At 73.5% G+C, this 24938-nt stretch carries 20 protein-coding genes, 1 rRNA gene and 2 pseudogenes; 13 read left to right on the top strand and 10 right to left on the bottom strand.

The window, feature by feature from the left end; genetic code table 11:
• The first annotated feature begins 147 nt into the window (after nt 1-147).
• The 5 genes from rrf to AB0F10_RS30890 all read left to right on the top strand — a co-directional run bounded on the left by rrf (nt 148) and on the right by AB0F10_RS30890 (nt 6106).
• A 5S ribosomal RNA gene (gene rrf / locus AB0F10_RS30910) occupies nt 148-264 on the top strand.
• Nucleotides 265-732: 468 nt separating this feature from the next.
• Nucleotides 733-2442: a hypothetical protein gene (locus AB0F10_RS30905; protein ID WP_360632836.1), complete on the top strand. Its 1710-nt coding sequence runs from the start codon at nt 733-735 to the stop codon at nt 2440-2442.
• 41 nt (nt 2443-2483) lie between these two features.
• Nucleotides 2484-3386 (top strand): Replicase polyprotein 1ab, encoded by a 903-nt coding sequence (locus AB0F10_RS30900; RefSeq protein ID WP_360632839.1) that lies wholly within the window; start codon nt 2484-2486, stop codon nt 3384-3386.
• Entirely contained in the window at nt 3383-4366 is a 984-nt protein-coding gene (locus tag AB0F10_RS30895) for an HAD-IIA family hydrolase (protein WP_360632833.1), read from the top strand. The genes AB0F10_RS30900 and AB0F10_RS30895 overlap by 4 nt, the downstream gene beginning before the upstream one ends.
• 252 nt (nt 4367-4618) lie before the next feature.
• Complete coding sequence (locus AB0F10_RS30890) at nt 4619-6106, top strand: DUF4407 domain-containing protein (protein ID WP_360632830.1); 1488 nt, start codon at nt 4619-4621, stop codon at nt 6104-6106.
• 45 nt (nt 6107-6151) lie between these two features.
• Here the strand turns inward: AB0F10_RS30890 and AB0F10_RS30885 are convergent, their stop codons facing one another.
• The 10 genes from AB0F10_RS30885 to AB0F10_RS30840 form a co-directional block, all read right to left on the bottom strand.
• The gene (locus AB0F10_RS30885; protein ID WP_360632827.1) at nt 6152-8500 is read right to left on the bottom strand and encodes a hypothetical protein; all 2349 of its coding nucleotides are present in this window, start codon (nt 8498-8500) and stop codon (nt 6152-6154) included.
• Nucleotides 8497-10287, bottom strand: coding sequence for a hypothetical protein (locus AB0F10_RS30880; RefSeq protein WP_360632824.1), 1791 nt, complete (start codon nt 10285-10287; stop codon nt 8497-8499). The genes AB0F10_RS30885 and AB0F10_RS30880 overlap by 4 nt, the downstream gene beginning before the upstream one ends.
• Nucleotides 10287-10562 carry a hypothetical protein gene (locus AB0F10_RS30875; protein ID WP_360632821.1) on the bottom strand — a complete coding sequence of 92 codons (276 nt, stop codon included), beginning with the start codon at nt 10560-10562 and terminating at the stop codon, nt 10287-10289. Before AB0F10_RS30875 ends, AB0F10_RS30880 begins: the two co-directional genes overlap by 1 nt.
• Before the next feature lies 1 nt (nt 10563).
• Nucleotides 10564-11970, bottom strand: a complete 1407-nt coding sequence (locus AB0F10_RS30870) for a hypothetical protein (RefSeq protein WP_360632818.1) — start codon at nt 11968-11970, stop codon at nt 10564-10566.
• On the bottom strand, nt 11963-12808 hold the full coding sequence (locus AB0F10_RS30865) for a hypothetical protein (protein ID WP_360632815.1): 846 nt from the start codon (nt 12806-12808) through the stop codon (nt 11963-11965). The genes AB0F10_RS30870 and AB0F10_RS30865 overlap by 8 nt, the downstream gene beginning before the upstream one ends.
• A 434-nt stretch (nt 12809-13242) precedes the next feature.
• The gene (locus tag AB0F10_RS30860) at nt 13243-13926 is read right to left on the bottom strand and encodes a response regulator transcription factor (RefSeq protein WP_360632812.1); all 684 of its coding nucleotides are present in this window, start codon (nt 13924-13926) and stop codon (nt 13243-13245) included.
• Nucleotides 13923-15026 (bottom strand): sensor histidine kinase, encoded by a 1104-nt coding sequence (locus tag AB0F10_RS30855; RefSeq protein ID WP_360632809.1) that lies wholly within the window; start codon nt 15024-15026, stop codon nt 13923-13925. Before AB0F10_RS30855 ends, AB0F10_RS30860 begins: the two co-directional genes overlap by 4 nt.
• Before the next feature lie 5 nt (nt 15027-15031).
• Entirely contained in the window at nt 15032-15853 is an 822-nt protein-coding gene (locus AB0F10_RS30850; protein ID WP_360632806.1) for an ABC transporter permease, read from the bottom strand.
• Nucleotides 15846-16736, bottom strand: a complete 891-nt coding sequence (locus tag AB0F10_RS30845) for an ABC transporter ATP-binding protein (RefSeq protein WP_360632803.1) — start codon at nt 16734-16736, stop codon at nt 15846-15848. The genes AB0F10_RS30850 and AB0F10_RS30845 overlap by 8 nt, the downstream gene beginning before the upstream one ends.
• Nucleotides 16737-16818: 82 nt before the next feature.
• Complete coding sequence (locus AB0F10_RS30840) at nt 16819-17154, bottom strand: SCP2 sterol-binding domain-containing protein (protein ID WP_360632800.1); 336 nt, start codon at nt 17152-17154, stop codon at nt 16819-16821.
• A 122-nt stretch (nt 17155-17276) separates the two neighbouring features.
• On the opposite strand from AB0F10_RS30840, the pseudogene AB0F10_RS30835 reads away from it, so the two are divergent.
• The 8 genes and pseudogenes from AB0F10_RS30835 to AB0F10_RS30800 all read left to right on the top strand — a co-directional run.
• Nucleotides 17277-17774 (top strand): annotated as a pseudogene (locus AB0F10_RS30835) (hypothetical protein); the annotation flags it as partial.
• 353 nt (nt 17775-18127) lie between these two features.
• A complete protein-coding gene (locus AB0F10_RS30830; protein ID WP_360632797.1) occupies nt 18128-18475 on the top strand; it encodes a hypothetical protein in 348 nt (115 codons plus the stop codon).
• Nucleotides 18476-18504: 29 nt separating this feature from the next.
• On the top strand, nt 18505-19365 hold the full coding sequence (locus AB0F10_RS30825; protein WP_360632794.1) for a TlyA family RNA methyltransferase: 861 nt from the start codon (nt 18505-18507) through the stop codon (nt 19363-19365).
• Complete coding sequence (locus AB0F10_RS30820; protein ID WP_360235613.1) at nt 19362-20249, top strand: NAD kinase; 888 nt, start codon at nt 19362-19364, stop codon at nt 20247-20249. The genes AB0F10_RS30825 and AB0F10_RS30820 overlap by 4 nt, the downstream gene beginning before the upstream one ends.
• A gap of 133 nt (nt 20250-20382) precedes the next feature.
• Nucleotides 20383-22140, top strand: a complete 1758-nt coding sequence (gene recN / locus AB0F10_RS30815) for a DNA repair protein RecN (RefSeq protein ID WP_360632791.1) — start codon at nt 20383-20385, stop codon at nt 22138-22140.
• 101 nt (nt 22141-22241) lie between these two features.
• A complete protein-coding gene (gene steA / locus AB0F10_RS30810; RefSeq protein WP_360632788.1) occupies nt 22242-23420 on the top strand; it encodes a putative cytokinetic ring protein SteA in 1179 nt (392 codons plus the stop codon).
• A 27-nt stretch (nt 23421-23447) separates the two neighbouring features.
• Nucleotides 23448-24380 (top strand): copper transporter, encoded by a 933-nt coding sequence (locus tag AB0F10_RS30805; RefSeq protein WP_360632785.1) that lies wholly within the window; start codon nt 23448-23450, stop codon nt 24378-24380.
• A 144-nt stretch (nt 24381-24524) separates the two neighbouring features.
• A pseudogene (locus AB0F10_RS30800) lies at nt 24525-24938 on the top strand (hypothetical protein); the annotation flags it as partial.

Raw genomic sequence — 24938 nt, 5'->3', positions numbered from 1 at the left:
AATAGGCCGAGGGCTTAACTACACTAAACTTTTTGCTCGACGCGTCCACTGTGTGATTCACAGCAAACAACCACCACCCCTACCACCCGGAGAATCTTTTCCGGGCCGGGCGGGGGTCAGGATTTTGGTTGTCACGCTGATAGCTGTTTCGGTGGTTATAGCGGAGGGGAAACGCCCGGTCTCATTCCGAACCCGGAAGCTAAGCCCTCCAGCGCCGATGGTACTGCACTCGGGAGGGTGTGGGAGAGTAGGACACCGCCGGACTTAACGTACAGTCGAGGGCCTTCCCCGGTAGGGGTTGGCCCTCGACTGCTTTTGTGCGTCCGGTCCCTAGTAGCGTTGGATGGACGCGCGCTCGCCGTGCCCCCACCCGTAGTAGCTCCACCCCGCAGTTGATACCGCTCCGTACTTGATGTGCTCCGGCGGCCCTCGCCGACGTTGCGAGGGATCTCGCCGAACTTGGAAGGACTTGACCCGTGAACCCAGGACCGCAGGACGGCGGCTCCACCAACCGCGACGACGAAGGCCGGACCGGCCGCGGTCGCGACGGAGGCTCCGGCGCGACCCCCCGTGGTGACCGGGGAGACCGAGGCGCCCCGCGCCGCGAAGGCGGCTTCCGCTCCGGCGGCGACCGTGGCGGCTCCTCCGGCGGCTCGTCCGGCGGCGGCTTCCGCTCCGGCGGCGACCGTCCCCAGGGCGGCGGCTACCGCTCCGGCGGCGACCGTCCGCAGGGTGGCGGCTACCGCGGCGGCGGCGACCGTCCCCAGGGCGGCGACCGCGGCGGCTACGCCGGCGGCGGCAACCGCGACCGTGGGGGTTCCTCGGGTGGCGGCGACCGTGGCGGTTACTCCGGTGGCGGAGACCGCGGTGGCTACCGCGGCGGCGACCGTGATCGTGGCGGCTCCTCCTCCGGCGGCTACCGCAGTGGTGGCGACCGTCCCCAGGGCGGCGGCTTCCGCAGCGGTGGCGACCGTCCGCAGGGTGGCGGCTACCGCGGTGGCGGCGACCGTCCGCAGAGCGGCGACCGTGGTGGTTACTCCGGTGGCGGGGACCGTGGCGGTTATTCCGGTGGCGGCGACCGTGGCGGTTACCGCAGTGGCGGCGACCGTCCGCAGGGTGGTGGCTTCCGCAGCGGTGGCGACCGGCCGCAGGGCGGCGACCGTGGTGGTTACTCCGGCGGCGGAGATCGTGGCGGAGATCGTGGCGGTTACCGCAGTGGCGGCGACCGTCCCCAGGGCGGTGGCTTCCGCAGCGGCGGCGACCGTGGCGGCTCCTCCGGCGGTTACTCCTCCGGCGGCGACCGCGGCGGCTTCCGTGGCGGCGACCGTGATCGTGGCGGTTCCTCGGGTGGTTACTCCGGCGGCGACCGTGGTGGTTACTCCGGCGGCGGCGATCGTGGCGGTTCCTCGGGTGGCGACCGTGGTGGTTACTCCGGTGGCGGAGACCGCGGCGGGTACCGCAGTGGCGGCGATCGTCCGCAGAGTGGCGGGTACCGCAGTGGCGGCGACCGTCCCCAGAGTGGCGGGTACCGCAGTGGCGGCGACCGTCCGCAGAGCGGCGGCTTCCGCAGTGGCGGCGACCGTCCCCAGGGCGGCGGGTACCGCAGCGGTGGCGACCGTCCGCAGAGTGGCGGGTACCGCAGCGGTGGCGACCGTCCGCAGAGTGGCGGGTACCGCAGCGGTGGCGACCGTCCGCAGAGCGGCGGCTTCCGCAGTGGCGGCGACCGTCCCCAGGGCGGCGGGTACCGCAGCGGTGGCGACCGTCCCCAGGGCGGCGACCGTGGTGGTTACTCCGGTGGCGGCGACCGTGGCGGCTTCCGGGGCGGCGACCGCTCCGAGGGCGGCTCGCGCGGCAGCTACCAGGGCGGTTCCGGCGGATTCCGCGGCGACCGTCCCCAGGGGGACCGCCCGCAGGGAGACCGCGGCGGCTTCCGTGGCGGTGACCGGCCCGACAGCCGCAGCAGCGGCGGATACCGGGGCGACCGTCCGCAGGGTGACCGTCCGCAGGGTGACCGCCCGCAGGGTGACCGTCCCCAGGGTGACCGTCCCCAGGGCGGCGGCTTCCGCGGTGGCGACCGTGACCGTGGCGGTTACTCCGGCGGCGGCGACCGTGGCCCGCGCGACGGCGGCTTCCGCGACCGTGGCCCTCGTGACGACCGTGGCCCTCGTGACGACCGTGGCCCCCGCGATGACCGTGGACCGCGTGACGATCGTGGACCGCGTGACGATCGTGGACCGCGTGACGATCGTGGACCCCGTGACGATCGTGGACCCCGTGACGACCGTGGCCCCCGCGATGACCGTGGACCGCGTGACGAACGCGGACCGCGTGGTGAGGGCGTCTTCGTGGAGCGCGAGGAGCAGGCCGCTTTCCGGGCGCCGGAACTGCCCGAGGACGTCGTCGCGACCGACCTCGACAAGGAGGTGCGCGCCGAGCTGCTGAGCCTCTCGCGCGACACCGCCGACCGGGTCGCCCGGCACCTCGTGGCCGCCGGCCAGATCATCGACGAGGACTCCGAGCTCGCGCTGAACCACGCCATCGCCGCGCGGCGGCTCGCGTCGCGGATCGCGGTCGTGCGGGAGGCCGTCGGCCTCGCCGCGTACGCCGCGGGTGACTGGACCACGGCGATCGCGGAGCTGCGGACGTACCACCGGATGACGGGCCGGCAGACCCACCTGGCCGAGCTCGCCGACTGCGAGCGCGCGCTGGGCCGCCCGGAGCGGGCGATCGACCTGTTCCGTGGCGCCGAGAAGGAGGCGCTCGACAAGGCCGGCGCGATCGAGCTGCTGATCGTGGCGGCGGGCGCCCGCGGCGACCTCGGCCAGCACGACGCGGCCGTGGCCATGCTGCAGGTGCGTGAGCTGACCGCCGACGAGGACGCCGACTGGGCGGCCCGGCTGCGGTACGCCTACGCCGACGCGCTGCTCGCCGCAGGCCGGCGTGACGAGTCCCGCGAGTGGTTCGCCCGGGCGGCGGCCACCGACCAGGACGGTCTCACCGACGCGGCGGAGCGGCTGCTCGAGCTCGACGGCGTCACGATCGAGGGCGACGAGCCGGACGAGGACGACGACGAGAACCCGGCCGAGGCGGCCGAGGCTCGCGCGGACGAGGACGACGAGCGGGACGAGGACGACGACCTCGACGGCAACGAGTCCGACGATGACGATGACGATGACGATGACGACCTCGACGATGAGGACGACCTCGACGACGACTCCGATGACGACGATGAGTCCGAGGACGACGAGGACGACGAGGACGACGAGGACGACGACGAGGACGACGAACCGGTCGAGGAAGTCGCCGACGGCAAGGCCGGTGACGGCGAGGTCGTCGACCGGCCGGCCGGCAGCGTGGCGGAAGGCGACAAGGAGACCGGGGCGTGAGCCTGGTCGGCGCCTACGACCTGGTCATCTTCGACCTTGACGGCGTTATCTACCTGATCGACAAGCCGATCGACGGTGCGGCCGAGGCGGTCGAGCGGCTGCGCTCGTCCGGCACGGCGATCGCGTACGCGACCAACAACGCGTCGCGGCGCGCCGCCGACGTCGCCGACCTGCTGACGGGCATGGGTGTGTCCGCCGCCGCCGACGAGGTGCTGACCTCGGCCGGCGCGGCGGCGGCCATGCTCGCCGAGCGGCTGCCCGCGGGGGCTCCGGTGCTGGTGGTCGGCGCGGAGGCGCTGCGGGCCGAGGTCCGCGACGTCGGCCTCGTCCCGGTGGAGCGGCTCGAGGACGGGCCGGCGGCCGTCGTGCAGGGCTACGGGCCCGACGTCGGCTGGCGGATCCTCGCCGAGGCGTCCCTCGCGGTGCGTGCGGGTGCGCTGTGGATGGCGACCAACACGGACCGGACCCTGCCGAGCCCGCGCGGCCCGCTGCCGGGCAACGGCTCGCTGGTGTCGGTGCTGCGCACGGCGCTGAACCGGGATCCCGACGTGATCGTCGGCAAGCCGGCTCCGGCGCTGTTCAAGACGGCCGCGTCGCTGTCGCACTCCACCCGGCCGCTGGCCGTGGGGGACCGGCTCGACACGGACATCGAGGGTGCGGTGGGCGCGGGAATGGACTGCCTGCTCGTGCTGACCGGCGTGAGCGGGCCGGCGGACCTGCTGCAGGCGCCGCCGGAACGCCGCCCGACCTATGTGGCGGCCGACCTGTCGGGGCTGTTCGGCGAGGCCGGCGCCGCCCGGATCCCGGCCGGCGCCGACGAGCTCGGCGGCTGGCGGCTGGCGCCCGGAAAGCTCGCCGGGTCCGGAACGCCGGTGGACGCGCTGCGCCTGCTCGCCGGGGTGTACTGGGGCGGCGGCACGGTGCAGGCCGGCTCGGACGAGGCGCGCGAACTGCTGACCGGCTGGGGACTGCCCGCCTGAACCACGAGCGTCACCGACGGCCCGTTCCGCCCGCATGAGGGCGGGGCGGGCCGTCGTCATGTGAGCGGCCGCTCTGCCTACTCGGTCGTCGAGGCTGTCCGAACGGCGGATAACCGCGGTGCGGGGCCGTCGTTGATCACCGGCAGGCGCCACGCCTACGGGGGATTTCCCCGCTCGGCGCGGCCGGAGATAGTGGACACCCAGAGGTCGGTTCCGACGCTTTGTGGTGGCCCCGACGGGAGTCGACGACCAGTGGCAGCACGTACACACAAGGACAGGACGCCTCCGCGTCGAGGCCTGCTGATCTGGCTCTCCGGTGCCGATCCCGACACGCTGTCGCGTAGCCCCCGGGAGAAACGCAAGTTCTCCGGGCTCGGCGGCATCGTACTCACGACCGCCTGCATGGCCGGGCTTTCCGCGGGCTTCGCCCTGCACACGGGGGTACGCGCACCGCTGCTGCCCGCCGTCGTCATCGCTCTGCTGTGGGCGCTCGCCATCGCCAACCTGGACCGGTGGCTCGTCGCCGCCGCGGGCCGCCGCGAGAAGTGGTGGCAGAACCTGGCCACGCTGGTGCCCCGCATCCTGCTCGCGCTGGTCATCGGCGCGGTCGTCTCGACGCCGCTGGTGCTGTGGATCTTCCAGCAGGAGATCCAGGCGCAGCTGACCGTCACCCGGCAGGTCGAGCGCAACGTCTACGAGCAGAAGCTCAAGACCGACTCGCGCTTCGCGGTGATACCCGGCCTGCAGGTCGAGGTGACCCGGCTGCAGCAGGTCGCGGCCGGTTCGCTGATCGAGGACCTGGTCGGCAAGGACCCCGCGGTCGAGCGCGACCAGGCCGAGTACGACAAGCTCGACAAGCGCTACTCCGAGGCGCGTGCGGCAGCGATCGCCGAGTTCGACGGCACGGACGGCACCGGGCAGCGGGGCGGCGGCCCGGCGTACAAGACGAAGCTGAGGGCCGCGGGTGAGCTGCGGGACCAGCGGGACGCCGCCAAGGGGCGGCTCGACAGGTCGAAGAACGACGCGCTCGAGCGGCAGAAGGCGACGAGCTCCAAGGAGCAGGCGACCGCGCAGTCCGACCTGGCGACCAAGGAGTCCGAGCTGGCGCGGCTCAAGAGCCTGAAGCAGGCCGAGGAGGACCGCTATCTCATCGACAGCGGGAACGACCGGGGCCTGCTCGCGCAGCTGGAGGCGCTGAGCCAGATCACCGACAGCAACGCGACGCTGAAGACGGCATACCTGACCCTGCTGCTGTTCATCACCGCGATCGAGATCCTGCCGGTGCTCACCAAGTTCCTGCTCAACATCGGGCCGGCGACCGTCTACGACGAGATCCTGGCCACCGCGGAGAAGAGCGACGTGCAGGCGGCGCGGGCCAGGATCGAGTTCGAGCGGGAGCAGGAACAGCACGACCTCAAGGCGCAGGCGGCTCGGCAGGAGGAGATCCGTAAGGAGACCGCCGGCCGGGAGACACACGTGCAGACGGAGATCCGCAAGCGGGAGCTGGACCGGTGGCGCAGCGAGGAGCTGCACCGGCTGAACGGCGGGGCGCCGGAGCAGGCCACCCGCCGTACGCTGCGGTTCCCGGGCCCGCGGAAGGCCAAGGCCGACCGTTCCGGTTATCAGGATTGGCCGGCGGACGAGTCGGCGACCCGTGCGGTGGCGCCGGAGACGCTTCCGGCGCTGCCCGAGACCGAGAGCGGCGACGAGGGCACCGTGCCGCGGTGGCGTTTCAAGTAGACGGACGATGACGGCGGGGGCCGGCCGGCCCCCGCCGTTTTTGCGTCAGAGGAATTCCACGATGCCGACCATCGAGCCGGGCAGGACGCCGGCGGGCGGGTTCTCGTCGCTGGCCCGTGTCGTGAGCTGCACGGTCTGCAGCCGGTCGTCGTCCATCAGGTTGCGCATCAGCTGCTTTCCCCGTTCGGGGTCGCCACCGTAGGTGATGATCTCGATCGATTCGGGATCGCCGACTTTCCATACGGCATCGAACTTCTTCTGGAAATACTGATAGTCGCGTTTGGGATCGTAGGGCTGGTTGTCGGGGCGCGGCTTCAGGACGATCGGGAACGGATCCGGGCGGAACTGATCCGGGCGCGGTGCGGTCGTCTCGCGTGTCCGGTCCATCGCCGGCGCCGCGGCGGTCTTCTGCCGCGGGGGTGCCGGGTCCGGGTCCAGGCGAACGACGATCGACACGCCGGCGGTCGCGAGCGCCGCGACGGCCAGGCCGGTCGCGATGAGGTATCGCTGCCGCATGCTGTAGCGCTGCTCCCACACCCAGTTGCCCAGCCGGAGCCGCCAGGGCAGGCGCGTGGTGTGCACCCTCGCGGCGAACGGATCGACCCCGGCCTCCCGGCCCGCCGGCGACTGGGGCCGCGGCTGTTCCGCCGCGGCCAGCCGGCTCTTCGCGAGTCGCAGGGCGGAGGCGACGGAGTGCGGCGCGCCGTCGTAGCCGATGGCCAGGCAGCGCGCGGCCAGCGACGTTCCACGCGGGGCGTGCGGATCGAGCTCGAGCAGCGCGTCGAGGGCGCCCCACATGATCCGGTTCAGCCGGGTGGAGCGGCGGGTCGCGAGCTGGTCCATGATGGTGCCGAGCAGGTCCTCGACCCACGGCTCGGCGGGCTCGCCGCGCAGGCCGCTGCGGGTGAGGGCGGCGGCGAGGGGCTGGACCAGGCGGGCCTCGGAATCCGGCGGGCGCCCGGGGTGCCGGGTCGCCGACATCCACAGAATCGTCGCGGCCGTGTGCGCCGGCAGCGGCGGCAACTCCTTCACCACCGAATCCAGCAGGGCCAGCGGATGGCGGGCCAGCGCAAGCTCGCCGGCGACCTTCGGCGTGTACTCGTGATGCTCGTTGAGCTCGCCGACGATGATGTCGCGGCTGGGCGGGAAGTATTCGGGGTCGTCCTGCGGCGTCAGTCCCAGCTTCAGCAGCCAGCTCCGGGCGGCGGAGAGGTCGCGATCGTCGCCGAGCACCGCGTCCGATGCGATCCAGCCGTCGGTGTGTTCGCGCAGCGCGGCCCGCGTCCGGTAGCAGCTCTGCAGCAGCGCGGCGAGGTGGTCGTGCCAGTCGGTGAGCTCGGGCGCCGCCTCGGTGGGCAGCCCGAGGAGATTCTTGGACGTGTCGTCCTGCGCCCCGACCACGCCCCGGAGCACGTCGTCGGCGAGCGGCGCGGCGAAGTCGGCCCGCAGCCGGGCGATGGCCGTGGTCGGATCGTTCGCGGCCCACTGCTCGACCAGCGGCCGGTGATTGGCCGCCAGCCGCCGGACCCCGCCGGGGGTCTCCAGCATGGACGGCACGTCGTGCCAGGTCGGCACGTGGTTGGCGTGGCTCAGCTCGATCAGCATCTCATCGAGTGAACAGTCGTCCTTGAGCAGGTCGGCCGCGGGGGGTTTGCCGATGCTGGCGTAGTGCACCAGATATTCGAAGCCGCGGCGGGCGTCGTCGCGGGCGAGGCGGGCCTTGACCTCCGCCTCGGTCACCGGCCCGCGGCGGAACCAGTGGTCGATGGATTCGGCGCGGTTCGGTTCGCTGCGCCGGAACTCGTCGGGCCAGGCGCCGGACACCACCCGCAGGTCCGGCGAGTCGGGCCGTTGCAGCATGCACGTCGACCAGGACCAGGCGCGCGACTGGCGTTCGGGCAGGACCTTGAGCGCGGCCGGGATGAGCGCCGCCGCCTCGGCCGGGCCGCCCGACACGGGCACGGCGGACTGCCGGACCACGATGCCGCCGAGCACGTGCATCACGGTCTGCTCGAACCAGGCGGCGTCGTAGGGCACGGGCGGGAGGCCCTGGTCGCCGGCGGCGATCTCGCAACCGTCGGTCCAGGCCTGCAGGGCCGGGACGTCCCCGGTTGCGAACGCGAAGCGGCAGGTGCCGGCGACGCCGAAGGGGCCGCGGCGCCCCTGCACGACGAAGCACCACAGCCACCGGCCCTGCACCTTCACCCGGCGCAGGGTCCAGATCGGATGACCGACCGTGGAACGGATGCCCTCCGGCGGCTGGCTCAGGTCGGCCTGCAGCAGGCGCTCGGCGGCCGCCCAGTACTCCCGCGGCGCGGCCGGGCCCACCTCGTGGGGGCTGAAGCCGCGGCCGGTCAGGTCGGCCCACTGCACCATGATCATGCCGTTGGTCATCGGCGAGCCCTCCCGAGTACGGCCAGCAGGAGCTGGGTGAGTGCGGCGGCGCGTTCGTCGACGCGGGGGAAACGGCCGCGCGGGTCGAGCGGTTTGAGCCGGATGTCGTCGACGGCGATCGGCACGGTGGCCAGCGGCGAGCAGAGGAAGAACCGCATGGTGATCCACGGCTCGCGGTGCATGCGGTACAGGGCGCTCTGCTGGCCGAGGCCGTAGGCGAGGCCGCAGCCGACCGCTGACATGATCAGGTCGCGGAGCAGGATCTGTCCGTCGGAGCCGGGTTGCAGGGCGCTGTCGAGGTGTTCGTCGATGGACGGCACCCGGATGTGCTGCGGCACCTCGGCCATGACGTCGCCGCCCGGGATGTGGATCTCGTTGTCGGTGCCGACGTGCACGAGCTTCCAGAACTCGTCCGGCTGGGAGAAGTGGTCGAGCAGGCCGCGGGCGACCTGGACGGCGCGGCGCTGCCGGACGGCGGGCTCGGTGTGGGTGGCTCCCCACAGGTAGGTGAGCAGCTGGGCGGCGCCGGGATCGGTGGGGGTGCGGCGCTGTGCCCACCGTTCGACGGCGAAGGCGAGGTAGCTGGCGGTGCCGCGTTCGACGTCGCCGGGCGCGCCGATGTCGAGCAGGTTCAGGCCCGGCTTCTCCAGCGCGGCGCGGATCAGGTCGCACTTGGTGATGGCGACGAGCATCTGCAGCGGCCGGCCCTCGTCGATCGCGAACAGGCCGTCGACCATGGTGATCTGTTCGCCGATGCCGTCCTGAATGGACTCCCGGTTGCCGCGGACGACCTCGGCGCCGTAGGCGCTGACGGTGCCGGGCCGCAGGCTGCCGTTGAGCAGCAGGCGCTCCTCGGTGACGGACTCCGTGGCCATCCAGTCGGTGGCGTTCGGCGCGACGGCCGGGTCGACGACCCAGAGCAGGGCGTCGAACGAGCGCAGCATGCCGGCCTCGCGCCGGTTGGTGCCCTGCTCGTCGAAGAGCTCGCCGGGCAGGTCGGCGACCCCGGTCCAGGTGCGGCGTTCGCCGGTGTCGGTGCGCAGCACGAGCGGCTGGCGGAACTGCCTGCCCCACTGCTTGGCGCGGCGCTCGCCGTCGACGACCGTGCGGCGGATCAGCTCCTGGATCGCGGCCAGGGCGTCGCGGAGCTGGTCGTCGAGCATGCCGGCGGGGGTCGCCTGCCGGTCGGTGCCGGTGGGCTGGATCGCCTCGCCGGTCTGCCGGGTCTCGTTGTACCGGGCGATCCGGGCGGCCAGCGGCAGCTCCTCGAGGGGGCTGAGCTTGCGCAGCCGGATCCGGCCCGGATCGTCCTGGGCGCTCCAGTGCGTCAGGTTGTCGAGGTTCTGCTTCAGCATCCGGACCAGCAGGTAGGTCTTGCCGCTGGCGGGCGCGCCCATCGCGGCGACCATGTTCCAGTCGTCGATCTTCTGCTGGACGTTGTCGGTGCCGCGGCCGGCTCCGGTGTGGAAGACCGGCGTCGCGTCGGGGAAGATGTGCCCGCCGCCGCAGAGCAGGTAGCTGAAGTCGATCTCGTGCTCGTTGAAGACCGGATCGGTCGACTCCGCCGGCCGGTAGTTGCCGGCCAGCATCGTCACCCGCCACGGCAGGCCGTTGCGGCCGTCGGGGGCGCCGACCTCGAGCCGGAACGACGGCGGCATCTGGAACCGGCCGGTCTGCGGGTCCATCGGGGGCGTGCCGCCGCCGAGCAGTTGCCGGCAGACCGGGCAGGCCTTGCCGAAACGCTCCGAGGGGTCCTTGGCCGGCGGGGACGTCCGCGACCACAGCATCAGGCGACCACGCAGACGACGAGGAACACGAGCGTCGCCGCGGCGCCCCCGATCGCCAGGCCGGCGACCGTGCCCAGGTGGCGGCCGGTCTGCGCGGCCACCCTCAGGTAGTCGGCGACGCCGGCCTCGACCTCGAGGAACGCCGGCAGCCGGGCGCCCGGCGGAGCGTCGATCCAGTTGCCGAACGTGTAGCCGTACCGGGCGAAATGCTTGTCGGGTTCGCCGCACCGCCGGGCCACCCGGTCTCGCAGCGCCACGCGCCAGGAATCGGTCATCTCATCCCCCGCCCACCAGAACACCCAGCGCCACCGCGACGGCGACGGCGCCCAGACACCAGATCGACAGCCAGAGCACGGCCTGGCGCAGCGCCACCTCCTGCGCCCGGCTGCCGATCGCGTCGTACGCCCGGTGCACCCGCTCCGGGCGCGTCGCCGGGCCGTGCTGGGCGTACGTCCGGACCGCCTCGATGTGGCCCGCGTACGCGGAGAGAAGCTCGGTCGCGGCCGGGACCGGCTGCGGGGACCCGTCGCGGTCGCAGCGCTGCTCGGCCTCGATGACCGCGGCCAGCCACGCCTCGGCCCACGGCTGGGACGCCTCGAGGGCGATCTGCCCGCGTGGCCCGGTGCCGAAGGGCTCGGCCAGCACCGCGATCAGCGGCCGCCACCGTGGGTCGGCCCAGTGCTCGCGCAGCGCCTTCTGCACGGCCGGCTCGCTGTCGGCGACGCGGTGGCGCGGGTCGTCGGGGTCCATGTTCAGCAGGGTGTTCTCCACCCAGTGCCGGCCGGCCAGGGCACACAGCACCACGATCATCAGGCCGAACCGGTCCTGGGCGTAGAGCAGGCCGGGGCTCAGGTGCCAGCCGCGGGCCGGGTCGGTGCGCAGCCGGCGCAGGCCGCCGTACTCGTAGAGTTCGGTGCCGCGCAGCACGGACGGCGGCGGGTCGGCCTGGGTGGCGGCGTCCGTGTCGATGAGCACGTAGCCGCTGGTCTCCTGGTACGTGCACCAGCAGACGTTGTCCGGCTTGAGGTCGCAGTGCGCCCACTTGAGCTGGTGCAACTGGTCCAGGCCGGCGGCGAGCTGCCGAAAGTCGATCAGGTGCTCGGTGCCGGGCCAGCGCCGCAGCGACTCCCACTTGAGCAGGTCGATCTGCGGCGACACGGCCAGCAGGTACAGGTCGGGGCGGGCGCCCTCGCCGATCCAGGACGGCAGCCGGCGGTACAACTGGGCGACGATCTGATCGGACGGGGTGCCGAGCCGGGTGGTGACCGCGCCGGAGAGCTGCTCGAGCTGGCCGTCGCCGCGGACCACCTGCACCGGCACCACCGCCCACGGCGGCTCGATCGGGGTGCGGCGCCCGTGTCCGCCCAGATACTGGTTCGCCCGCTGCAGCGCGCTGGCCTGCTCGTGCAGGTGCTGGCGCAGGGCCTCGGCGTCACCGAGGTCGGCGCAGCCGTAGATCTTGACGTGCCAGTTCTGCCAGCCGTTGCGCTCGTTGGCCGCGGTGGTGAAGATGACCTCGGTACGGATCCGGCGCAGCTGCCCGCTCGCGCCGGCACCGATCATCGGCACGTCGAAGTCGACGGGCTTGCGGTCGGGGTTCACCGGCGGGGCGACGGTCAGCTGGACGTGCCAGTTCGGCCCGCTCAGGTCGATGACCATCGCCGGTTCCTGCGCGTCATCCATGGCCACCGTCCCAGGCGAGGAGATAGTCGAGCCGGGTGCGCGAGGCGGCGCCGTCCGCGTACTCGATCGAGCCGGCCGGGCCGGCCTGGATCAGGTGGCCGCCCGGGTGCAGCGGCGAACCGTCGACGCTGACGAGGTAGTCGGGGCGGACCCGGGACCGGGCGAACTCGACGCGGTGCCCGTCGTGACGCAGGTAGACGAGCTCGCCGCGGGGCAGGAACGTGGCGTACTCGGGCAGCCGCACCGAGGCGTCGTGCTGCCGCCCGATCCACCGGCCCAGCGGCACCCAGCCGGGCGCGGACGCGAGATGGCAGACCCAGTGGAAGTCGGCGCCGTACCGCAGGGTCAGCTGCGCGGTCACCGGCGGCTGAACCGGTGCCGGGGGAGCCTGCGGCGGGTGCGCCTGCTGCGATTCGAGCCGGGTCCGCGGCGGCTCCTGCGATTCGAGCCGGGTCCGCGGCAGCTCCTGCGGTCCGAGCCGGGTAGGTGGCAGCTCCTGCGGCCCGAGCCGGGTGGGCGGCAGCGCCTGCTTCGGCGCCGGCAGGGCCGGCGGCTGGATGAGGAAACGGTGGCCGGGATCATCGGGCAGGCTCGGGTCCACAGTGCACACGACCGAGACGACCCGGGCCAGCGGCAGCCGCCGGTGGGTCTCCGGGTGCACGATCCGGTGAACCTTCCCGGCGAAGTCACGGCCCATCGGCGCCCGGGTCGCGACCGTAACCGAGATCCGCAGCGAACCCGGGTCGACGTCGCCGGCCCTGACGACCGTGCAGTAGCGCTCGACCGCGGCCCGGAACGCGCCGAGGACGGCCCGCTCGAAACGCGGGTCCGGACTCATGCGGCTTCTCCGATCGACGCGGCGGCTTCGGCTGGGGGAATGCACTCCGGACCGGTCGGGCGACGCGGCCGGAAATCAAAAGGTAAAGCAGCGGCCGGGGATCACGTAAATGGCCGAAAGGCCCACGTTGATACCGGACGGGTGACAGGACACGTCCGGGGTAGCCGGAAAGGCCGGGCGGTAAGGGCTGTCCGGTCCCTCGACGAGGTCGGAACTCGCAGCTCGACGGCGGTTCACGAGCGCGGGCAGGCGCCGCCGGCCGGCCATTCACAAAAATGGTTCGGATAGCCCCGCCGAATGCACTTCCCCGGACTTCACCCGCCCGAATGACGGCCATTCGGGCGGTCGATCTCTCCAAAGGTCCGGCAATGGAACGCCATCGGCCGACCGAGCCGGGCCGGGGCGCGCGAACGCGCGCCGCAAGGCCCGCCGCGCTAGTCGACCAGGCCGGACTGGTAGGCGAAGACCACCAGTTGGGCGCGGTCGCGGGCGTGCAGCTTCACCATCGCGCGGCTGACGTGGGTGCGGGCCGTCGCCGGGCTCACCATCAGCCGGGCCGCGATCTCGTCGTTGCTCAGGCCCTCGCCGACCAGGCCGACGATCTCGCGTTCGCGGTCGGTCAGCGCGTCCAGCCGCGGGTGCGGGCGCAGCACCCGGGCCGGCCGGGACGCGAACTCGCGCACGACCCGCCGGGTGACCGAAGGGGACAGCAGCGCCTCGCCGCCGGCGACCAGGCGGATCGCGCGGACCAGCTCGGCCGGCTTGGTGTCCTTGGTGAGAAAGCCGCTGGCGCCGTGCCGCAGCGCGTCGAACACGTAGGCGTCGATCTCGAAGGTGGTCAGCACGATCACCCGGGTGCCGGCCAGCGCCGGGTCCGCGGCGATGCGGCGGGTCGCCTCGATGCCGTCGATGCCGGGCATCCGCACGTCCATCAGGACGACGTCGGGCCGGTGAGTGCGGGCCAGGTCGACGGCGCCGAGCCCGTCGGCGGCCTCGCCGGCCACGACCAGGTCGTCCTCGCTCTCCAGCAGCGCGCGCAGGCCGATGCGCACCAGGTCCTGGTCGTCGGCGATGAGCACGCGGATCGGGGTGCCGTCGTCGCGGGCGGGGCCGGTCACCGGCGCACCGGCAGGTTCGCGGTCACGGCGAAGCCGCCACCGGGGCGCGGGCCCGCGGTCAGCGAGCCGCCGAGCGCCGAGACGCGTTCGCGCATCCCGGCGAGTCCGTGGCCGGGCGTGATCGTCGCCGGCCCGCCCCGGCCGGTGTCGCTGATCGACACGGTGACCTCCTCGTCGGTGCAGGCGACCGAGACCGACGCCGAGGCCGTGCCCGCGTGCCGCAGCACGTTGGTCAGAGACTCCTGCACGATCCGGTACGCGGTCAGGTCCACCGCCGCCGGCAGCGCCGCCAGCGGCCCGGCCAGCTCGACCGTCACCGGTACCCCCACCGAGCGGGTGCGGTCCACCAGTTCCGGGAGCCGGGCCAGGCCCGGCGCCGGGGAGCGGTCGTCGACGGAGTCGCCGCGGCGGACCGCGCCGAGGGTGGCGCGCAGTTCGTCGAGGGACTCGCGGCTGGTGCGGCTGATCGCGGTGAGCGCCGCCTCCGCCTGCCCGGGCTGCTTCGCCAGCAGGTGCAGGGCGATCTCGGCCTGCATGTTGATCGCCGCCAGGCCGTGGCCGACCACGTCGTGCACCTCCTGCGCGACCCGCAGCCGTTCGGCGTCCGCCTGGCGGCGGGCCTCGTCGCGGCGGGTCTGCACCCGCTGCTCGCGCCCGACCCGCACCGTGACACCCACCGCCAGCGGGCCGGCCGCCCAGGCCAGCGGGGGAGCGATCGCGTCCAGGCTCAGGCCGTCGCCGATCAGGCCGCCGAGGAGCACCGCGGCGAAGGCCAGGGCCGCGGCGACCACCGCCTGCTTCAGCGGCCGGTGCGCGCCCACCGAGTAGATCGCCACGACCAGGCTCAGCAGGATCGGCCCGAACGGCTGACCGCCGAGCAGGTAGAGGCTCACCGCGGCCGCGCAGACCGTCAGCGCCGCGATCGGCGCCAGGCGGCGCGCCGCCGTCGCCAGCGCCGCGGTGATCACCAGCAGGTACGCCCAGCCGGGTACCGAGTCGATGCCCTGGTTGTGGCCGGCCGGCGCCGTGCCGATCAGGCCGGCGCCCACCAGGGCCAGGGCCAGCAGCCCGTCCGGCAGATATCTCCGCACCCGCTTCATGACGCTCACAGGATGTCACGGCGGCGCAGCAGCGCGCCGCCCAGCGCGGCGAACACCAGCAGATAGGCGGCCACGACCGCCGCCGCCTGCCCGCCGCCGACGACCGCCTGCACGCCGGGCGTGTCCGCGCCCGCGCCGAGGGCCGCGACCAGCGAACCCGCGTTCGGGCCGGGCAGGCCCTGCTGCGCCCGGGCCACCCAGTCCAGCAGCGGCGCGGCGATCAGGGCGAGCAGGTTCTGCACCGCGAGCAGCCAGACCAGGCCCAGGCCGACCGGCAGCGCCACCCCGCGCAGCGCGATGCCGAGCAGGGTGCCGAGCACCGTCCACATCGCCGCGATCAGCCAGCCGGCGCCGACGCCGGTCGCCAGGTCGGTCACGCCGGGCCAGTCGGCCGCCCGGTCCTCGGTGAGCGCGATGATCAGGCTCGCCGGCGCGCCGGCGGCGAAGACCGCGACGACGCCGGCGAGGGCGGCCAGGCAGACGGTCACCAGCTTGGCGGCGTACACCCGCAGGCGGGCCGGGTCCTGGGTCAGCACCGTCTTCCAGGTGCCCCAGGCGTATTCGCCGCCGGCCGACAGCACGCCGAGGATCAGCATCAGCGAGCCCAGGAACACCGGCAGGCCCCCGATCGAGTTGCCGACCAGCCGGTCCGGGAGCAGCGCGTCCAGGCCGCGGTCGGCGCGCGGCCCGCCGGTGCCGCCCGCGTACCCCGCGTACGGGATCAGGTAGGTGAAGGTCACGCTCAGGGTGAGCGCGATCGCCAGCAGCGCCCACGTCGCCGGGCGGCGCACCAGCTTGAGCGTCTCGGCGCGGATGTGGTCAGTCATCGGTGTTGCCTCCGGTCAGGGCGAAGAAGGCCTGCTCCAGGCTGCGTTCCTCGGTGCGCAGCTCGCTGACCGCGATGCCCGCGCCGACCAGCGCCGCGTTCACCTCGGCCGCGCGGTCCGGCGCGACGGCCAGGTCCAGGCCGCCGTCGGTGACCCGGACGGCGTCGGTGCCGAGCAGGGCGCGGGCCCGGGCCGCGGCGGCGTCCAGGGGAGTCGCGACCAGCCGCAGCGTGCGGTCGCCGCGCAGCTCGGCGACCGTGCTCTCGGCCACCAGCCGACCGCCGGCGAGGATGCCGACCCGGTCGCAGAGCTCCTGCACCTCGGTCATCAGGTGGCTGGAGAGCAGCACCGTGCAGCCGGCCGCGCCGAGGCGCCGCACGAGCAGGCGCATGTCGGCCATCCCGGCCGGGTCGAGGCCGTTGGTCGGCTCGTCGAGCACCACCAGGCGCGGATCCTTCAGCAGGGCGGCGGCCACGCCGAGCCGCTGCTTCATGCCCAGCGAGTAGGTCGCGTACCGGTCCCGGGCCCGGCCGGTCAGCTCGACCTGGTCGAGCACGGCCGCGACCCGGGCGGCCGGGACGCCGGCGTGGTGGGCCGTCACGCGCAGGTTGTCGCGGCCGCTCAGGTACGGGTAGAAGGCCGGGCCCTCGATCAGCGCGCCGACCCCGTCGAGGCGCCCGGGCGGCAGGCCGAACAGGCGCACCTCTCCCGAGGTGGGCCGGACGAGGCCCAGCAGCATGCGCAGGGTCGTGGTCTTGCCGGCGCCGTTCGGTCCGAGGAAGCCGTAGACCTCGCCCGCGCGGACGGTCAGGTCCAGCGAGTCGACGGCGGTCGCCGTGCCGAACCGCTTGGTCAGGCGCCGGGTTTCGACGGGTGCTGTCATGCGTCCCATCGTCGCCAGGCCGCGGCCCGCCGGCGTCCGGCCCAGCGCGGCCTGTCGCGTACGTCCTGGGACGTACGCGGAGTCAGAGGAGCTTGCGCAGCTTCAGCAGGTCGAACGGGTTGGCCTTGATCGAGACCTGGCGCGCCGCGATCGCCCGGGTGACGTCGAGCCTGCCGGTGACCAGCGCGATGAGGTTGTCGCTGTCGGCGATCAGGGCGATCTTCGCCTTCGGGTCGTCGCCGTCGGCGATGTCGACCAGGCGGCCGCCGGCCAGCCGGGCGTGGAACGCCGTGTCCAGGTCCGGCACCCGGCAGGCGAGCGTGCGGTCCAGATCGAGTCTGCCGCGGGTCTCCGCATTGGCGTCCAGCCGGGCGGCGAGATCATGCAGCGCCTGCCGGCACTCGTCTACGCTTGCCAATTCCCTCGGACCCCCTCCGCCACACCACCCTGACGCACCGCACGGTACCGCAGCACACCCGCCGTTCCGCCCGGTAGCGTGACACCAGCGCAACGGCGTGGCGGAGTCGGAGGGGAGCTGACATGCAGGACGCATGGCGGGCGTATCTGGAGCTGGCGCTCGGATTGACCGAGGCACCACGCAAGAAGGCCCAGCAGGTGGCGGGCGATCTCGTGCACCGCGGCGGCGCGACCGCCGTGCAGTTGCAGGGACTCGTCGAGGACCTGCTGTCGACGGGCGTCGCCAACCGTGAGGCGCTGACCAACATCGTGCGCTACGAGGTGGACCGCGCGCTGGGCCTCGTGGGGCTGGCGACGGCCGACGAGGTGTCCGACCTGAACACCCGGGTGCGCGACCTGGAGCGGCAGTTGCGTGACGCCCGGGCCCGGGCGAACGCGGCGCCGGCGGTGCCGGCCGGTGACGGCCCGGCCCCCGTGATGCCGGCCAGGAAGGCCGTGGCGAAGAAGGCGGTCGCGAAGAAGGCGGTCAAGGCGACCCCGAACGCGATGCCGGCCGCCGCGGCGGCACCGATCTCCCCGGCGCGCGTGGCGCCCAAGCAGGCCACTCCCGCCGCTCCCGCCGCTCCCGCCAAGCAGCGTCCTGTCAAGGGCGCACCGGCCAAGTCGGCTCCCGCCAAGCCGGCTTCCGCCAAGGGCGCTCCCGCCAAGCCGGCTCCCGCCGAGGTCGCGCCGGTGAAGGGCACCAGCACCGCTCCGGCCGGGACCGTCGCCGCCCCGACCGCGCAGGTGAAGGAAGCCGCGGCTGCCACCGAGCTGCCGCCGCCCGCCGCCCGCAAGACCGCGGCGAAGAAGGTCGCGCCCAGGAAGGCCGTGGCGAAGAAGGCCGCCGCCAAGGCGCCGAAGGCGAAGGCCGCATCGCCGGCTGAGCCCGAGGCGCAGCAGACCACCGATCCCGCCGCGCCGGAGGCAACGCCGTGACGTATCCGAACCAGCAGCCGCCCGCGACCCATCGCCCCGGACCGCCGCCGGGAGGGTTCCGCCCGGCGCCGCCACCCGGAGGTTTCCGCCCCGGACCGCCGCAGCCCCAGGCGCCGGCGTACCGCCCCGAGCCGCCCGCCCCGGCGTACCGGCCGGACGAGAACCGGATCGCGGACGACGCGGACCGGCCGGACGACGGCGCGCAGGGCACCGGGCATCCCGCCGTCGACGCCGTCCTGCAGTCGCTGGCCAACGCCGCCACGCTCGCGCCGGCCGACCAGATCGCCGAGTACGAGGCCGCGCATCAGGTGCTCCAGGAGACCTTGGCTAGCATCGACCGCTGACCCCCCGTACCCGAAAAGGTTTGGATCCGATGGCCCGCCGCGCGCGTCTCGACGCCGAGCTAGTCCGCCGCAAGCTGGCCCGGTCCCGGGAGCAGGCGGCCGCGCTCGTCTCGTCCGGCCGGGTCCAGGTCCGCGGCACCGTGGCGCAGAAGGTCGCCACGATGATCGACCCGGCCGACCCGGTGGTCGTCACCGGCGACGATCCGGCGACCGAATACGTCTCCCGGGGCAGCCACAAGCTCGCCGGCGCCCTCGCCGCCTTCGACGGCCTGGCGGTCGACGCCCGGCGCTGTCTCGACGCGGGCGCCTCCACCGGCGGCTTCACCGACGTGCTGCTGCGCGCCGGCGCCGCCCGCGTCTACGCCGTCGACGTCGGCTACGGCCAGCTCGCCTGGCCGCTGCGCACCGACGAGCGGGTCACCGTCATGGAACGCACCAACGTGCGCACCCTGACCCCCGACATGCTCGGCGGGCCGGTGGACCTGACCGTCGCCGACCTGTCGTTCATCTCGCTGCGGCTGGTGCTGCCCGCGCTGGCCGGCTGCACCGGGCCCGGCGGCGATCTCGCGCTGATGGTCAAGCCGCAGTTCGAGGTCGGCAAGGAGCGGGTCGGCTCCGGCGGGGTGGTGCGTGATCCGTCGCTGCGCGCCGAGGCGGTGCTCGACGTGGCCGCGGCCGGCGCCGGGCTGGGCCTGGGCGTCGCCGGGGTCGCGGCGAGCCCGCTGCCCGGGCCGAGCGGCAACGTGGAGTTCTTCCTCTGGTTCCGCCGGGACGCGCCGCCGGCCGACGAGGCCCACGTGCGGGCCGTGGTCGCCGCCGGGCCGTCCGGCAATGTAGCCTCCGCCGGACCGGCACTGCCGTCGGTTTCGCCCCCGCTGGAGGATTCGTGACGCGGTCCGCGTTGCTGGTGACACATACCGGTCGCCGGCAGAGCACGCAGCATGCCCAGACCGTCGCCCGCGACCTGGTCGCGGCCGGTTTCGAGGTGCGCGTGCTCGCGCAGGAGGTCGCCGACCTGGAGCTGCCCGCCGGCGTCACGCCGGTCGACGACCCGACGGCGGCGGAGGGCGTGGAGATCGTCTTCGCGCTCGGCGGCGACGGCACGTTCCTGCGCGCGGCCGAGCTGGCCCGCCCGGCGAAGGCGCCGCTGCTCGGCATCAACCTCGGCAAGGTCGGCTTCCTGGCCGAGGCCGAGCTGAACAACATCGACCAGACCGTGCGCGACATCGTCGCCGGCGACTACACGGTGGACGAGCGGCTCACCCTCGACGTGCGCGCCGAGTACGACGGCCGGCTGATCGCCGACTCGTGGGCGCTCAACGAGGTGAGCGTCGAGAAGGGGCAGCGGGCGCAGATGCTCGAGCTGCTCGTCGACGTGGACGGGCGGCCGCTGTCGCGCTACGGCTGCGACGGCGTCGTGTGCGCCACGCCGACGGGCTCGACCGCGTACGCGTTCTCGGCCGGCGGCCCGGTGGTGTGGCCCGAGGTCGAGGCGCTGCTGCTGGTGCCGATCAGCGCGCACGCCCTGTTCAGCAGGCCGATCGTGACCGCGCCCACCTCGCGGTTCGTGCTGACCGTCGACCCTTACACGTCGTTCGCGGTGCTCTGCTGCGACGGCCGGCGCACCTGGGACCTGCCGCCGGGCGCGCAGGTCACGGTCCAGCGCGGCGAGCTTCCGGTGCGCCTGGTCCGGCTCGCACCCCGCCCGTTCACCGACACCCTGGTGGCCAAGTTCGCGCTGCCGGTCGACGGCTGGCGCGGGAATCGACGCTGATCGAGGATTTTTCACGACCGACCCTGAGCCGCACCTCGGCGCAGGCGAGGCACTCGATCTCCATCGTCGTGAAAAATTCTCGCCGACCAGGGGCGGTGGGCAATTGTCGGTGGGCACCGATACCCTTCGGCCTGTGCTGGAGGAACTGCGCATCACCGGGCTCGGCGTCATCGATGACACGACGCTGCGGCTGACCACGGGCATGAATGCCATCACCGGCGAGACCGGTGCCGGCAAGACGATGGTGGTTACCGGCCTCGGGCTGCTCTTCGGCGGGCGCGCCGACGCCGGCCGGGTCCGCGCCGATCCGGGCCGGGCGGTGGTCGAGGGCCGGCTGCGCCTCGCCGGCACGCTCGGCGCCGCCGTGCAGACGCGCATCACCGAGGCCGGCGGCGAGCTGGACGACGACGGTTCGGTGCTGCTCAGCCGCACGGTGACCATCGAGGGCCGCTCGCGGGCGCACGTCGGCGGGCGCAGCATGCCGGTGTCGATGCTGGGCGAGGTCGGCGAGCAGGTGGTGGCCGTGCACGGGCAGTCCGACCAGCTGCGGCTGCTGCGCCCGGCCGAGCAGCGCGCGGCGCTGGACCGCTTCGCCGGTCCCGAGCACGAGAAGCTGCTCGACACCTACCGGGAGACGTTCACCTGCTGGCGAGCGGTGGTCGAGGACCTCGCTGACCGGCGCCGGCACGCGCGCGAGCGCAGCCGCGAGGCCGACCTGCTGACCCTCGGCCTCGACGAGATCAGCCGGGTGGACCCGCAGCCGGGTGAGGACGACGACCTGCGCGCCGAGGTGCAGCGCCTCGAGCACGCCGAGGGGCTGCGCACCGCCGCCGCGCTCGCCGCGCAGGCGCTCGCCGGCGGCGTCGAGGCCACCGAGGAGACGCCGGACGCGACCCTGCTGCTGGGCGCCGCGCGGCGCACCCTCGAGGCGCAGGCCACCGTCGACCCGGCGCTCGGCGAGCTCGCGGCCCGGATCGAGGAGGCCGCCACGCTGGTGGGCGACGTCTCCGCGGAGCTGTCGGCCTACCTGAGCTCGCTGGACGCGGACCCGGCCCGGCTCGAGGTCATCTACGAGCGGCGGGCGGCGCTGCGCGCGCTCACCCGCAAATACGCCGACGACGTCGAGGGCGTCATCGTCTGGGCGGACAATGCGCGGGTCAAGCTGGCCGCCCTGGACAGCTCCGACGAGCTGCTCGAGGAGCTGGACCGGGAGCGGCTGCGCATCGCCGTGACCGTCGGCGAGCTGGCCGGGCGGCTGACCGCAGCCCGGGTGGAGGCCGCCGTGCGCTTCGCCGAGCAGGTCAGCGTCGAGCTGACCGGGCTGGCCATGCCGCACGCCCGGGTCGAGATCGCCGTGCAGCCGCGGGTCGCCGGGCGCGATGAGCCGACCGTGACGGTCGACGGCGCCGAGGTGGCGGCCGGTCCCGATGGCGCCGACGACATCGAGCTGCGGCTGATCGCGCACCCCGGAGCGCCGGCGCTGCCGCTGCAGAAGGGCGCCTCGGGCGGCGAGCTGTCCCGGGTCATGCTGGCCATAGAGGTGGTGTTCGCCGGCGCGGGCGGGCCGCCGACGCTGGTGTTCGACGAGGTCGACGCCGGGGTGGGCGGGCAGGCCGCGGTCGAGATCGGGCGCCGGCTGGCCCGGCTGGCCCGCACCCATCAGGTGCTGGTCGTCACGCACCTGCCGCAGGTGGCCGCGTTCGCCGACCGGCACCTGGTGGTGGCGAAGGACGTGGGCGGGGCGATCACCACCAGCGGGGTGCGGATCGTCGAGGAGACCGAGCGGGCCAGGGAGCTGGCCCGGATGCTGGCCGGCCTGCCGGATTCGGACCTGGGCATCGCGCATGCCGAGGAGCTGCTGGCGGTCGCCGACCGGGAGAAGCGCGGCTGACGGTGGTTACTGTGCGGAGTGACGGCGCTTTGTCGCTTTTGTCGGTGACCTTGTGCATGTCGCGTGGGTGATGCATGAAATGGCATGTCAGGATGGCCGGGATGCGACTTCCCACCTTGCGCCGGACCCGGAGCGTCGAACCGGGAGTTGTCTCCGGCACCGCCCGACTCGACCGCCGGACCAAGCGCCTGGTCGGCCGGCTGCGCCCCGGTGACATTGCGATCATCGACCACGTCGACATCGACCGGGTCGCCGCCGACTCGCTGGTCGCCGTCGGCGTCGCGGCCGTGCTCAACGTCAAGCCCTCGATCTCCGGGCGCTATCCGAACCTCGGCCCCGAGGTCCTGATCCAGGCCGGCATCGTGCTCGTCGACGACCTGGGCGACGAGGTCTTCGACCGGATCAGCGAGGGCGCCGTCGTCGGCATCGACGGCGGCACCGTGCTGCTCGACGGCGAGCCCGTCGCCAGCGGCATCCAGCAGGACGCCCAGACCGTCGCCGCCGCCATGGCCGACGCCCGCGAGGGCCTGTCCGTGCAGCTCGAGGCGTTCGCCGCCAACACGATGGATTACCTCAAGCAGGAGCGCGACCTGCTGCTCGACGGCGTCGGCGTGCCGGACGTGCAGACGCAGATCTCCGGCCGGCACGTGCTCATCGTGGTGCGCGGCTACGACTACAAGGCCGACCTCGACGTGCTCCGGCCCTACATCCGCGAGTTCAAGCCGGTGCTGATCGGCGTCGACGGCGGCGCCGACGCGCTGGTCGAGACCGGCTACTCGCCGGACATCATCATCGGCGACATGGACTCGGTCACCGACGACGTGCTGCGCTGCGGCGCCGAGGTGATCGTGCACGCCTACCCGGACGGGCGCGCGCCCGGGCTGGACCGGGTGCACGGGCTCGGCGTGCCCGCGGTGACCTTCCCCGCGGCGGCGACGAGCGAGGACCTGGCCATGCTGCTGGCCGACGACAAGGGCGCCACGCTCATCGTCGCGGTCGGCACGCACGCCAACCTGGTCGAGTTCCTGGACAAGGGCCGCGGCGGCATGGCGTCAACGTTCCTGACCAGGCTTAAGGTCGGCGGCAAACTGGTCGATGCTAAGGGCGTGAGCCGGCTGTACAAGCAGAACATCTCCGGCTCGTCGCTGCTGCTGCTGGTGCTCTCCGCGGTCGCGGCGATGGCCTCGGCGGTCGCCGTTTCCACGGTCGGCAAGGCCTATCTCTCCGTGGTGTCCGAGTGGTGGGACAATCTGGTCTTCCAATTAGGACAGCTTTTCTAGTCTGCGAGTGACCAAGAGGCTTTTGGCGTGATCAACTTCCGGTACCACGTGGTGTCGCTCACCGCGGTCTTCCTTGCCCTGGCCATCGGGCTGGTGGTCGGCACGGCCGCACTCAATGGGCCGGTTGCCGACACTCTCAGAAACCGCGTCGACGCGCTGAGTAAGGACAACAGCAACTACCGCGAGCAGGCGAACCAGTACCGCGACCAGCTCAACCGGACGCAGGACTTCGCCACCGAGGTCTCGCCCGCGCTGCTCGGCGGCAGGCTCGCCGGGCGCAAGATCGTGATCATGGTGCTGCCCAGCGGCCAGGACTACGCCGAGGGCGTCATCGACATGCTCAAGGTCGCCGGCGCCAGGATCACCGGCACGATCACCGTGCAGGACAAGTTCTTCGACCCGGCGAACGCGTTCGGGCTGCTGAACCTGGCCAACAAGGCCGGGCAGCCGACCGTGCCCGCCGACGGGCTGCCGCTCAACAGCGACGGCGTCGAGACGTCCAGTGCGCTGCTGGCCGTCGCGCTGCTGCAGCGGTCCGTGCCGGTGACACCCGCTGACCTGACGTCGGTGCTCACGGCGTACACGGAATCGGGTTACATCTCGGTCTCCGACGACGTGGTGCCGGGCGCGGAGGCGACCGTGGTCGTCTCGGGCCTGCCGCCGGTCGACCGCGACGCCGCGAAGAAGAACCAGAACGCGGTCACCTTCACGGCCCAGTTCGCCAACGACCGGCCGGTGGTCGTCGGCGGCAACGGCATCGGCGACGGCAACCTGGTCGCCGAGATCCGCGCCGACCCGAAGCTGGTCAAGAGCATCTCGACGGTCGACAACGTCAGCACCGGGCAGGGTCAGCTCGCGACCGCGATGACGACGGTCGAGCGGGTGGTGGCCGGCCGGGTCGGCCACTACGGCCTGTCGGCGGGCGCCACCTCCCAGGTGCCGAAGGCCGCGGCTCCCTGAACCGCGGCGCGTCCCCTGAGCCCGGACCGCCCAGGTCCCGCCTCACCGGGCGGCCGGGCTGCGGCGGGCCTGCCGTGAAACAGGACCTAGACTCGGCGATCGGTCGCCGGAGGGCGCGGCCCGGCGAGGCAGGAGATCACCCACATGGCCACTCGGGTCGTGAAGTCGTTCGGGATCGGGGCCCTGGTGGCCCGCGCGACCCTGGCCTGGATCCGTAGCGATCCGCGCGCGTCCCGGCTGGAGCGGACCAACTTCCGCGGCCGCACCGTCACCCTCGCGGGTGGTCCCGCGCTCGCCGCGGGCGCCACCGTCGCCGCCGCCGTGGGCGCGCCGAGCGCCGCCGTCGCCGCGGCCGTGCTCACCGCGGGCGCCACCTCCGGAGCCGTGGGCTTCTACGACGACCTGGCCGGCAACCGGCCCGAGCAGAAGTCCGCCAAGGGCTTCGCCGGTCACGTCGGCGCGTTGCGCGACGGCCGGGTCACCAGCGGCATGATCAAGATCGCCGGGGTGGGCGCCGCCGGGCTCGCCGCCGCCGCGCTGCTCGCCCGCGACCCGGGC

Source organism: Actinoplanes sp. NPDC026623 (assembly GCF_040638275.1).
Lineage (GTDB): Bacteria > Actinomycetota > Actinomycetes > Mycobacteriales > Micromonosporaceae > Actinoplanes.
Note: the sequence above shows the minus strand (reverse complement) of the source record. Positions and strands in the feature narration are given on the sequence as shown.